Here is an 11,913-nt window from a genome sequence, read left to right as displayed (position 1 = left end):
GACAATCTCAGAAATTTTATATTGTTTCATGAGATTGCCACGCTCCTTGCAGTCGCTCGCAATGACGGAAAAATCGATCCATGCAGCAACATCTAAAATATAAAATAATGACTAACATAAAACATTTAGCAATAATAATGGACGGTAATGCTCGTTGGGCAGATCAGCATAACTTAACAAAATCTGAAGGGCATAAAGCAGGAGCCGATAAAATTCGTGAATTACTGCCTGAGTTTCTTAACCTTAACATACCTTATATAACTTTATATACTTTCTCTTCCGAAAATTGGCAACGCTCAAGCACGGAAGTAGATTTCTTAATAAAATTATTAAGTATTTATTTAAAAACCGAATTAAATAATTTACATAAAAACGGCGTTAAAATAAAAGTAATAGGTAGGCTGACTTTATTAAGTAGCTCATTGCAAAAACAAATAAATAATGCTATAGAATTAACAAAAAATAATAATAAGATAACGCTTTGTATAGCTTTTAGTTATGGAAGTCGTCAAGAAATAGTTGATGCCTGCACAAAAATTATTACAAGCGGTAAAAAAGCAGTAAGTGACAGCGATATACAACACGCTTTATATGATCCTGAAATGCCGGATGTAGATTTATTAATAAGACCGGGCGGGGTTTATCGCATCAGTAATTTCTTGCTTTGGCAAGCAGCTTATGCTGAATTATATTTCTCACCCAAATATTGGCCTGATTTTAATAAATATGATATACAAGAAGCTATAAATGATTACTCAAAAAGGAAAAGAACATTTGGTAAAAGATAAACAAAAATCAAACATATATTTAAGAATCCTGTCCGGTATAGTTTTAGTTCCGTTATTTGTCATAGCTATATTATGGTGTAAGCCTTTATTCTATATTCTAATGATATTAGTAGGTACGGGAATGTTAAGTGAATGGTATAATATGACCTACTCTTCTATTCCTGATCTATTAATCGGGCTAATTATTATTCCGATTCCTATAAGCCTATTAATATTTTTAAGTATGGAAGATACCAATAGATGGCTTATTATGCTTTATTTTTGCATAATGTGGTCAGTAGATACTTTCGCTATGATTGGCGGTAAAACTTTTAAAGGAGCAAAACTTGCTCCGAAACTTAGTCCTAAAAAAACCTGGAGTGGTTTAGTGACGGGAGTATTATCAGCAGGTTTAGTTGCGGTATTAGTTAGTTTTATACCAAACTTTCATATTGAAAATTACTATTTTTCAAATAAAATTTATTTGTTTATAATTAGTTGTATATTAGCATTAATAGCTCAATTAAGTGATTTATTTATTTCATATTTTAAGCGAAAATTTAATATTAAAGATAGCGGTCATATAATACCCGGTCATGGAGGAGTGCTAGACAGATTTGATAGTATTATTTTAACCGCTCTGATATTATTTCTTATGAATATATATTTATGATAATACATTTAAATAATCATGCTAAAAAAATAATTTTAAATATCGTTTTAGCTTTACTGCTTGGATATTTTGTTTTTCATTGCATATATGGTAACAAAGGGATTATTGCATATCTAAAAGTAAATAGGCAGCTTGAAAAAGCTTATGATGAACTAAAAGGCTTACGAGCAGAAAGAGTAGAACTTGAGCATAACGTCAAATTACTTCGAACGGAATCTCTAAATAAAGATATGTTAGAAGAACAAGCAAAGAAAGTTTTAGGAGTAGCTGCTCCAAATGAGCAGGTGTTTAATCACCAATAACAAAACTTTGTTGTCATCCCGCGACTTGATCGCGGGATCCAGTCTTTTTTAATTTTTTTTTGATACCGTGGTCAAGCCACGATATGACATAGAACGCGTTTTTCGATCCGCACAACAACATTATTGATTCAAAGGAATTAAAAATCATTTATGACTATAAAAATTTATCAAAACGACCTACCTAATAATTTTAAACTTGAAGGAGATCTAGCTATAGATACCGAGACAATGGGACTAAATCTACATAGAGATAAACTATGTTTGCTACAATTTAGTAACGGCAATGGTGAAGCTCATCTTGTTCATTTTACAAATCAAGATTATACAGCTCCTAATGTAAAAGCATTATTACTAGATAAAACTAGATGTAAGATATTTCATTTTGCTAGATTTGATCTAGCATCCATAAAAAAATATTTAAGTATAGATTTAGAAAATATCTTTTGTACTAAAATATCTTCAAAACTAGTTAGAACTTATACCGATAGTCATGGGCTTAAGGATTTGTGCCGAGAATTGCTTAATATAAATATTTCAAAACAACAACAATCTTCCTATTGGGGTGCGGATAATTTATCTTCAGAACAAAAAGAATATGCAGCAAAAGATGTGCTTTATTTGCATCAGTTAAAAGATATTTTACAAAAAATGCTACTTAAAGAAAATAGATATGAACTTGCCCAAGATATTTTCCGTTTTTTACCGATAAGAGCTAATTTAGACCTTATCGGTTGGAATGAAATCGATATTTTCATGCATTAATTTATTAATACCATTTATTGACTTCAGGTATAAAATCAGGCGTTAATAGTCTATCTGTAATAAATTTTAATTAATAATTGAAGATTTTTGCAGAAATAGCAGTTCCTATTTCAAAAAAATCTTATAATTTACAGCAAAAAAAAATTAAATTACCGATTAAAATTTATTACAGACAGTCTATTAGTAGCTAATTGATTTTTTTAAATTACTGAGCCTACAATAGACTTATTGCATAATGTAGCTAATAAGGAAGAATTTGAAGACGACACGGAAACACTTACCACCGCAGCATACATAAAAATACGTAAGGATGTGAGTACCGGATTGACATACAAATTTACCCTTAGACACAAGTTATACAAAAGGGTATCTTTATGACTAATAGAAAAAAAAATAGACGTGCTAGATTCAGAGTCAGATTTAAATCTAAGTCTAGATAGTATAGCAAACCTCTGTTATCTTAGGATTATAACTTGTAAAACAGAAGAAGACACTTTAAGTATTGATGGCGGTGTTTTTGCCGCATTTTGGTAAGTAGCCAATTATATAATAGATAAAGTATTAATGCTAATAAACAATATTTACTATTACCTTAGAGAAGGGGCATTATGAAACTTCATCTTATCAGAGTTATAAGGGTGCTTCAAAAGGTACTTACCATAATAATTGCAGTAATTTTATAAATGAGACGCAGCAGCATTATGACGCTTCATTAGATAAACATAAGGAGGTAGTTTTAGGTCATACTACTATTTTTTTTGGGTTAGTATGGTGGTAATACAATAAAAGTATGCTAGGTGTCATACTGCGGCTTAACCACGGTATTTAAAAACAACTCAAAGTACTAATAATTTTAGTATTTTAAACTAGATCTCGCGATCAAGTCGCGGGATGACAGATTCAAAAAATAATATACTTCTGATAAATGAAAAGTAGATAGACGCAGTTTAATTTGGAAAGAGCCAGGAGTCTGTAAGCCGAGGAGCGGAGCATATACTTAATACGTGAGCATCCGAAGACTTACCAAAACAACGTAGCCAATTTTCCAAATTAAACGAGTATATTCACAATTTTACGAGGAACGAGGATAATCTTCTTCGGCTCTTGCCCTTCTAAAAACTTTTGTACCTTTGGTAGACTGACGGTAACTTGCTTTATTTCATCTTCACTTACGGAAGTTTTAAACTCATAGGTATCACGGAGTTTGCCGTTAACCTGCACTGCCATAATATATGTATCTAACTCTAGCATTGATTCATCAAATGCAGGAAAAGACAAATTATATAATCGCTCTTTATTGCCAAGCTTTTGCCAAATTTCTTCCGTAATATGCGGGATAAAAGGATTTAGTAGCTGTACTAAAACATTAAAGCCATGCCTTACGGTTTTAACATCAATTTTATCTTTGGATATTTCAGCAGATATAGCATTAGAAAGCTCGCGCATACGTGCTATTGCTCTGTTTAGGGCAAAATGCTTTATATCTTCGGCGACGTGCTTTATTGTAAAATGTACTAACCTATTAAGCTCTTTATTAACCTCGCTATTCACATCATCTTTTAAAGAATCTATCGCCTTAAACATATACTCAAGCTTATTAATAAAACGTGAGCAGCCTTCAATACCGCTTGCCGACCATTCTAGATCTTTCTCAGGCGGACTATCGGACAGTACAAAAAGCCTAATAGCATCTGCCCCATATTGCTCTTGCATTGTCTCAAGATCGATGAGATTCTTTTTAGACTTACTCATCTTTTCAATGCGTCCCTGCACTACTCTATTATTGCTTTCTTTATGAAAAAATTCATTACCCTTTTTAACTACTTCTTCAGGATATAACCAATTATTATGTTCATCTTTGTAAGTGGCATGCAGCACCATACCTTGAGTAAATAGCCCTTTAAAAGGCTCCCGAACGCTTACGTAATTCTGTTCGTTCATTACTTTTGTGAAAAACCTTGCATATAATAAATGCATTACCGCATGTTCAATGCCGCCTATATATTTATCGACCGGTAGCCAGTAATCACAAGCTTTTTTATCAGTCATCTCTGTAGCATTGCTATTGCAATATCTCATAAAATACCAAGATGATTCAAAAAATGTATCAAAAGTATCGGTTTCACGCACAGCCGGCTTATCGCATTTCGGACAATTAACATGTTTCCAACTAGGATGATGATCAAGCGGATTACCGTGACCGTCAAAATTAACATCATCAGGTAAAATAACGGGTAAGTCTTTGTAAGGTACAGGCACTATGCCACAAATTTCGCAGTGAATCATAGGAATAGGACATCCCCAAAAGCGCTGCCTTGAAATCCCCCAATCTTTTAGACGATAATTTACGCTGCGTTTACCTATGCCTAGTTTCTCAAATTCTCCGATGACTTCTTGTTTTGCTTCGTGACTAGTTAAGCCGTTTAGAAAATCCGAATTAATTAAAATTCCATCTTCCGTATAAGCAGTCTTTTGTACATCCATATCTGCTTTAATTACTTGTTTAATAGATAAATTCATTTTGACAGCTAATTCATGGTCACATTCGTCATGAGCAGGGCAACCAAATATTGCACCAGTTCCATAATCCATTAGCACAAAATTAGTAATAATAACCGGTAAAACTATATTTGAATCGAAAGGATGAATAACAAAAAGACCGGTAAATACACCTTCCCTTTCAGTCTTTTCTAGTTCGCTACTTCTTGTAATATGCGAGCATTGAGTTATAAAAGCGAGTATTTCAGGTGTTTTAGAAACTAACCGCTCTATTATCGGATGATTAAAGGCAATTCCTATAAAGCTAGCACCAAAAATGGTTTCAGGTTTGGTTGAGAATACTTCTATAGTAGTCTCTTCATTATCCTTAATTTTGAAATGAAAATTAGCACCTATCGATTTACCTATCCATTTCTCTTGCATAGACCGAACAGCTTCAGGCCACTCTTTTAAATTCTGAATTTCGTTTAATAATTCTTCAGCATAATCGGTAATTTTTAAGAACCATTGCTTTAAATAACGTTTTACAACTATTGCACCTGAACGCCAACCACGCCCGTCTACAACTTGTTCATTCGCAAGCACGGTATTATCAACCGGATCCCAATTAACAAATGATTCTTTTTGATAAGCAAGATTTCGTTCATAAAGCTCTAAAAAGAATTTCTGCTCATGTTTATAATACTCAGGATCACAACTATTTATCTCTCTAGACCAATCATAAGAAAAGCCCATAGATTTTAGCTGCTTTTTCATATTCTTGATATTAGAATATGTCCATTTTTTTGGGTGAGAATTATTTTTTATTGCGGCATGTTCGGCAGGTAGCCCGAAAGCATCCCAGCCCATCGGATGAAGCACATTAAAACCTTGCATAGTCATAAACCTTGCAATAACATCACCTATAGAATAGTTGCGTACGTGACCTACATGGATTTTACCGGAAGGATAAGGCAGCATTTCAAGTACGTAATATTTTGGCTTGCTACTCGCGTTTGATACCTCAAAAGCTTTTTCTTCTTGCCAAATGTACTGCCATTTTTGTTCTATTTGGTTCATATTTTTTTAATTTATATACTACATTGTCATTGCGAGCAGTCATAGACTGCACGGCAATCTCATCAAATATCCTGAGATTGCTTTGTCAATTACTCCGTAATTTCCTCGCAATGACGGCAATACTGTTATTACCTCACACTATTAATATATATTTCTCTAGCTTTTCTTAAAATTTTATCTTCAAGCGTGATAGCAAGATTTGAGGTGTTTTCATTAAGTACCCATTGTTTATTTTTAAGCATTTCTTCAAATACTTTCACTTCGATTGAATCAGGGCTGATTACATCGTCTTTAATAAATATATTTATTTTAAATCGAAAATTAGGATTAGAACGTGGGCTATACCATTCCGTAATAATCACACCGCCGTTTGAGTCGGCTGATGCAAGAGGAGCAACACTTATAGTCTCTAATGCTGCTTGCCAGAGATATTTATTAACTGAACCTCCTACAGCTTTAGTAGATTCATTCTTAACCCTACCCGGTCTAAAAACTAATCCTTCTTCACCTGCTATAGAACCTACTTCGTCCCATTTCTGCTCTCGTTCTGTTTTTGGATAATCACCCGCTAAGATACTAGTACTTATTGCACTAAGTATAATTACAAAAAATAATCCGATAATTTTCTTCATAACCAATATTTAATTAGTGTGCTTAAGGGAAATAATAGAGAAGCTTTAGCTATTAGTCAAAAATTATTTCTTCCCACCGTTCTTTAGCATTGTTATATGGCTCAAAAAAAACCACTCGATGTCATACCCGCATAGGCGGGCATGAACATAGGGCAGATTTAATTATTTCTCAGAAATAAATTCAAAACGTGGAATATTTTTGCCGTGTAATAAAACCTTTTCGTTAAACATTTCAAACGGCCTTACCCAGAAGCTGGAAATTATCATATAACTCTTGCAAAGTTTCAGTATGTTTTGCAGTATCTATAACTTGATATAATTTTTCTTTGTAATGCTTATATATTCCGGTTCTCATAACACTTACACCTTAACAGGCATGACGACAAAAATATCTTTAGGATTCTCAGGAAATTTAATAAGTACCGGTGCTGAAACATCTGAAAAATATAGTTCTACTACATCCGATTTCACTGCTTTTAAGACATCTTCCAAATATTGCGGGTTAAAGCCTATAGCTAAAGACTCATCACTATTATATTCATAAAAACTTTCCTTATCTTGTGAAGAATTAATAACCTCTTTTGCGTTACCTCTTGCTTCACCTACGGCACTAATCTCTAAGGTTTCACGAGATAACGATAATTTTACTGCTCTAAATTTTTCAACGGTTATTATCGCTATCCTTTCTATACTATCTGCAAACATTTTTCGATTAATTACTAATTTTGAGCTGCTGCTTTCCGGAATAAAAGTACTATAATCAGGGAAAGTACCGTCTATAAGCTTTGATAGCATACTAGTATTTTCGTTACATATAAATTTAATCTTATTGCTACTTAATAAAATTTCTATATCTTCATTTATATTTTTAGGATCTTTAACGATTTTTAAAATTTCCTCTGCACTTTTTTGGGGTAATATAACTCCAAAATTCTTTATTTGTTTTTCTAATGTTACCCATGAAATCGAAAGTCTATGCCCATCGGTACTTGCCGAACAAAACTCTTTGTCTTTTATGTGTAAATAAACACCGTTTAAATTATAACGAGTTTCATCTAAAGAAATCGAAAATTTTGTCGATTCGATTATTTTAGCAAAATCCGTGCAGGAAATTTTAAAACTTGCTTCAGGATTAATACTATCCATTGCAGGAAAAGAACTAACCGGCAAAGTAAATAAATTAAATTTACAATTTTTTCCTTTGATCTCAAGTCCCGTTGTACCGAGATCTGTTAATGTAAGCTCGGAATCCGGAAGTTTTCGGACTATATCATTTAGAGTTTTCGTAGAAACGGTACATTCACCTTCACTTACTACCTGTACTGCTATTTTTTGACTTAAGTACAAATCCATATTAGTAGAACTAAGCTCTAGATTGCCGTCTTTTGCCAATAATTTAATGTTTGCATATTCAGGTATGACATTACGTTTTTCAACAACGGAACTTGCAAACCCTAGGGACTGAACTAATGTTTTTGTTTCAACTATTAATTTTAACATATTGTTATTCTCTTAATGTTCCTTGAAATTTTTGTGAGATGGCAGCAACTAAATCTTTACTGAACGAATTTAAATCAGTATCAGATAACGTCCGATCATCTGCTTGTAGTTCTATTTTAACCGCTATAGATTTTTTACCTTCAGGTAATTTATCACCACTATAAATATCAAATAATATAACTGATTTGATAAGCTTTGTATTAAAATTATTTATATATGATATTATTTCACCGACTCTATGATCTTGACCAACAATAAATGCGTAATCTCTAAAATTAGCTTGGAAATCCGATACTGCAAATTCGTCTCTTTTACCAAATTTAGCTTTTATCAACGGCAAATTCGTAATATTTAGCTCGAATGCAAATATTTCCTGATTAATATCATAATATTTCAAGATTTTAGGATGTATCTGCCCAAAATGACCTAATAAATTTTTACCAAGCCCTATATTTACTGCTCTAGTTGGATGATAATATTGTGGCAATGCTGTCCCATTTGTTGCTATACATTTATCTATAGATAGTCCTGCATAATCAGCTACCAACTCTAAATCACCTTTAAGATCAAAAACATCATAGCCTCGTCCAAGCGAATGAGGGTTTTTATTATTATATGAACCGCTTATAATTGCCGTCAAATAAGTTGCTTCCGTATTTAAATCTATAAAACTTGGTCCAACTTCAAAAAAAGCCATATCTTTTATAGAGCGTGCTAGATTTTTACTTACTATACTTAACAAATTCGGCAGTATAGTAGGACGCATATAATTGTCTCCTATGCTAATAGGATTAAGCAAAAATAACTCTTCTTTTAATTCAGCAAACAACTTTGCATCTTCACTACTCATAAAAGAGTTAGTTACTACCTCATCATAGCCTTTGCTTGCTAATATCCTTTTAAAACTAGATATTCTTTTATGCTCTCTTAGCTTATTATTATCTTGGTCTAGTTCAGGTAATTTTATACTCTCTATTTTGTCATAGCCGTAAATACGAGCGATTTCTTCAGCTATATCTTCTAAAATAGTTATATCGTGACGCCAAGAAGGAGCTATTACCTTTATAAGCTCACCTTTAACATCCGTAATAAATCCTAGTTTATTTAATATGGCTTCTATCGCTTTGATATTTAGTTTAATTCCTGTAATTTTTTCTAAATAACATGCTGAAAAATCTAAAGGTTTTTTTTGTGACTCTTTTTCACCGACTTTCACTACTTCCGATACTTCACCGTTTCCGCATATTGACAAAATAAGATTAGTTGCTATATCCAAAGCCTTTTCCGTAAAATTTCTATCGATATTACGCTCATTACGATATCTAGCATCCGTATCAATTTGGAACCTTCGCCCGCTAGCTGCAACCATTTTAGCATTAAAACAAGCAGCCTCGAGTATTATATTAGTCGTACTATCAGTACAACTACTATCAGCCTCGCCAATGACACCGGCCAGACCTTGAATACCGCTTTCATCTTTTATAACTAAATCATTTTCTGTAAGTAAATATTCTTTGCCGTTTAGGGCGTGGCATTTAGCTACGTCATTGCGAGGCTGCAAAGCAGCCGTGGCAATCTCATTTTGTTGTCCTGAGATTGCTTCGTCGCTACGCTTCTCGCAATGACGTGCTACAGTAATTCCCCCTTTTATCCTATCTGCATCGTAAGCATGCATCGGCTGCCCAAAGCTATAGGAAATATAATTTGTTACATCCACTAAGCTTGAAATAGTTTTTACCCCAACATTTTTTAATAATTTCCGTAACCAATCAGGGCTTGGTTTATTTTTTAAATTTCTTATCTCTCTAAAAGTAAATAACGGACAGGCTTCCTTATCTTGCACGTTAAGCTTCATTTTAGAAATAAATGTACTCTTTATTGGCGAAATTTCTAGCTCTTTAAGTATTCCTATTCCTTTAGCTGCTAAATCTCTTGCGATGCCGTAAACTCCAAGTGCATCACCACGATTAGGAGTAACGTTAATAACAAATATAGGATCATCTAAACCGTAATATTTAGTAAAATTCTCTCCAACTACGGCATCTTCAGATAGCTCTATAATCCCTTCAGACTCTGAAGCTAGCAGTAATTCCTCTTCAGAGCAAAGCATACCACAGCTTTTTTCGCCTCTAATAACAGATTCCTTAATCTTAAATTTACCGTTTGGTATTTCTATTCCGATATTTGCAAGTACTACTTTTATACCTGCTCTTACATTACGCGCACCACAAACTATTTGCAGCATACCGCTTTTAGTCTCAACATCACAAAGCTTTAATTTATCAGCTGACGGGTGAGGTTTAATATTTGTAATATATGCTACTTCAAACTTTTGTAATTCCGCCGCTTTATCTATCACCTCTTCCACTTCAAGGCCAATAGCTGTTAGGGCTTCGGCAATTTCAGTAACTGAAGCCGATGTCTCTAAAAATTGTTTTAACCATGATAACGTAAATTTCATTTCGTAAGCCCTCCTGCTAAATTCGGTATATCAAAGCTCCCAAAATTATAATGTTTAAGCCAACGCATATCGCCTTCAAAAAATTGTCTTAAATCTTTGATATTATATTTTAACATTGCAAAACGCTCTACTCCAAGCCCAAAAGCAAAACCTTGATACTCGCTGCTATCGATACCAACATTTTTAAGCACGTTTGGATGAACCATCCCGCAACCGAGGACCTCAAGCCATTTATCGTTTTTATTCATCCGAATATCAACTTCGGAAGAAGGTTCGGTAAATGGGAAAAAGCTGGGTCTAAAACGTAATTCAATATTAGAATTTTCAAAAAAGCTTTTTATAAATGTCGTGATAACATATTTTAAATGTCCCATATTGATATTTTTATCCATAACAAGCCCTTCTATTTGGTGGAACATTGGCGTATGCGTCATATCCGAATCCGATCTATAAGTCCTACCCGGTGCTATAAACCTAAAAGGCGGTTTGCCGTTTTTCATAGCTCTAATCTGCACTGTTGAGGTATGAGTACGTAATAACAGCGGCTTATTATTTTCCTGACTTTTCAAATAAAAAGTATCATGCATTTGCCTTGCGGGATGATCATCTTCAAAATTGAGAGCGGTAAAATTATAAAAATCATTCTCGATATTCGGTCCGTTTTCTATAGTAAAACCAAACTGCGAAAATACTTGTATTAACTCCTCACTACATTGTGTTATTGGATGAATAGAACCTTGTTTATATCTCCGTGCAGGGATTGTTAAATCAATTTTATCGGCAGCAAGTTTAAAATTTAGTTCCTGCTCCTCTAAAATTTCTGCTTTTGCTTTTATTATATTCTGTATTTTATCTTTTAATTTATTGATTTTTAAGCCAAATTCTTTACGTTCCTGTTCATTTAAACTACCTAATTTTTTAAGCTCACCGGTCACTATACCGTTCTTGCCTAAAAATTCTACTTTATATTCTTGCAGAGCTTTTAAGTTTTGTACTAATAAGATTTTGTCCTCAGCAAGCCTTAATATTGTTTCTATATTTTCCATGATTGTTTTTTTGTTTTTGATTTTTTATTGTAAGGTAGAACGTCATTGCGAGCGGGCATTGTTGCGTGGACCTGTTTATCCGTCATTGCAAGGAAATCGCATAGCAATTGATGAAGCAATCCAGTTAAAAATTCTGTAAATCAGAATTTTTTTAATTATTTTCTGGATTGCCGCGTCACCTACGGCTCCTCGCAATGACGACCTTCAGTATC

The 11,913-nt window shown here is 33.4% G+C and carries 11 protein-coding genes and 1 pseudogene; 5 read left to right on the top strand and 7 right to left on the bottom strand.

Going from position 1 to position 11,913, the window contains the following annotated elements; translation table 11 throughout:
* Positions 1 to 80: 80 nt before the first annotated feature.
* The 5 genes and pseudogenes from uppS to RAF_RS10570 form a co-directional block, all read left to right on the top strand.
* Positions 81 to 788, top strand: coding sequence for a polyprenyl diphosphate synthase (gene uppS, locus RAF_RS03040; RefSeq protein WP_010977222.1), 708 nt, complete (start codon positions 81 to 83; stop codon positions 786 to 788).
* Entirely contained in the window at positions 748 to 1,440 is a 693-nt protein-coding gene (locus RAF_RS03035; protein ID WP_012719679.1) for a phosphatidate cytidylyltransferase, read from the top strand. Before uppS ends, RAF_RS03035 begins: the two co-directional genes overlap by 41 nt.
* A complete protein-coding gene (locus tag RAF_RS03030) occupies positions 1,437 to 1,742 on the top strand; it encodes an FtsB family cell division protein (RefSeq protein ID WP_004995762.1) in 306 nt (101 codons plus the stop codon). The genes RAF_RS03035 and RAF_RS03030 overlap by 4 nt, the downstream gene beginning before the upstream one ends.
* A 150-nt stretch (positions 1,743 to 1,892) precedes the next feature.
* Positions 1,893 to 2,504, top strand: coding sequence for a ribonuclease D (locus tag RAF_RS03025; RefSeq protein WP_004995765.1), 612 nt, complete (start codon positions 1,893 to 1,895; stop codon positions 2,502 to 2,504).
* A gap of 957 nt (positions 2,505 to 3,461) precedes the next feature.
* Positions 3,462 to 3,558: pseudogene (locus tag RAF_RS10570) on the top strand (palindromic element RPE5 domain-containing protein); the annotation flags it as partial.
* Here the strand turns inward: RAF_RS10570 and leuS are convergent.
* The 7 genes from leuS to pheS all read right to left on the bottom strand — a co-directional run bounded on the left by leuS (position 3,555) and on the right by pheS (position 11,701).
* Positions 3,555 to 6,062, bottom strand: coding sequence for a leucine--tRNA ligase (gene leuS / locus RAF_RS03020; protein WP_012719678.1), 2,508 nt, complete (start codon positions 6,060 to 6,062; stop codon positions 3,555 to 3,557). The pseudogene RAF_RS10570 and the gene leuS sit on opposite strands and share 4 nt — an antisense overlap.
* Positions 6,063 to 6,190: 128 nt before the next feature.
* On the bottom strand, positions 6,191 to 6,694 hold the full coding sequence (locus tag RAF_RS03015) for a DUF3576 domain-containing protein (protein WP_004995768.1): 504 nt from the start codon (positions 6,692 to 6,694) through the stop codon (positions 6,191 to 6,193).
* Between the two features lie 162 nt (positions 6,695 to 6,856).
* On the bottom strand, positions 6,857 to 6,925 hold the full coding sequence (locus tag RAF_RS10375; protein WP_231839134.1) for a hypothetical protein: 69 nt from the start codon (positions 6,923 to 6,925) through the stop codon (positions 6,857 to 6,859).
* A 1-nt stretch (position 6,926) separates the two neighbouring features.
* Positions 6,927 to 7,049, bottom strand: a complete 123-nt coding sequence (locus RAF_RS09805; protein WP_041471858.1) for a DUF1653 domain-containing protein — start codon at positions 7,047 to 7,049, stop codon at positions 6,927 to 6,929.
* 5 nt (positions 7,050 to 7,054) lie between these two features.
* The gene (gene dnaN / locus RAF_RS03005; RefSeq protein WP_012719677.1) at positions 7,055 to 8,194 is read right to left on the bottom strand and encodes a DNA polymerase III subunit beta; all 1,140 of its coding nucleotides are present in this window, start codon (positions 8,192 to 8,194) and stop codon (positions 7,055 to 7,057) included.
* A gap of 4 nt (positions 8,195 to 8,198) precedes the next feature.
* Complete coding sequence (gene pheT / locus RAF_RS03000; protein WP_012719676.1) at positions 8,199 to 10,655, bottom strand: phenylalanine--tRNA ligase subunit beta; 2,457 nt, start codon at positions 10,653 to 10,655, stop codon at positions 8,199 to 8,201.
* Positions 10,652 to 11,701 carry a phenylalanine--tRNA ligase subunit alpha gene (pheS, locus tag RAF_RS02995; RefSeq protein ID WP_012719675.1) on the bottom strand — a complete coding sequence of 350 codons (1,050 nt, stop codon included), beginning with the start codon at positions 11,699 to 11,701 and terminating at the stop codon, positions 10,652 to 10,654. The genes pheT and pheS overlap by 4 nt, the downstream gene beginning before the upstream one ends.
* Between the last annotated feature and the right edge of the window lie 212 nt (positions 11,702 to 11,913).

Source organism: Rickettsia africae ESF-5, assembly GCF_000023005.1.
In the GTDB taxonomy this organism is placed as follows: Bacteria; Pseudomonadota; Alphaproteobacteria; order Rickettsiales; family Rickettsiaceae; genus Rickettsia; species Rickettsia rickettsii.
The sequence above is the reverse complement of the archived record's forward strand: the minus strand, read 5'-3'. Positions and strand labels throughout refer to the sequence as shown.

Bases quoted from the DNA above. Each gene is read 5' to 3' on its own strand.
- uppS (WP_010977222.1), top strand. From the start codon at position 81: ATGCAGCAACATCTAAAATATAAAATAATGACTAACATAAAACATTTA.
- RAF_RS03035 (WP_012719679.1), top strand. From the start codon at position 748: ATGATTACTCAAAAAGGAAAAGAACATTTGGTAAAAGATAAACAAAAA.
- RAF_RS03030 (WP_004995762.1), top strand. From the start codon at position 1,437: ATGATAATACATTTAAATAATCATGCTAAAAAAATAATTTTAAATATC.
- RAF_RS03025 (WP_004995765.1), top strand. From the start codon at position 1,893: ATGACTATAAAAATTTATCAAAACGACCTACCTAATAATTTTAAACTT.
- leuS (WP_012719678.1), bottom strand. From the start codon at position 6,062: ATGAACCAAATAGAACAAAAATGGCAGTACATTTGGCAAGAAGAAAAA.
- RAF_RS03015 (WP_004995768.1), bottom strand. From the start codon at position 6,694: ATGAAGAAAATTATCGGATTATTTTTTGTAATTATACTTAGTGCAATA.
- RAF_RS09805 (WP_041471858.1), bottom strand. From the start codon at position 7,049: ATGAGAACCGGAATATATAAGCATTACAAAGAAAAATTATATCAAGTT.
- dnaN (WP_012719677.1), bottom strand. From the start codon at position 8,194: ATGTTAAAATTAATAGTTGAAACAAAAACATTAGTTCAGTCCCTAGGG.
- pheT (WP_012719676.1), bottom strand. From the start codon at position 10,655: ATGAAATTTACGTTATCATGGTTAAAACAATTTTTAGAGACATCGGCT.
- pheS (WP_012719675.1), bottom strand. From the start codon at position 11,701: ATGGAAAATATAGAAACAATATTAAGGCTTGCTGAGGACAAAATCTTA.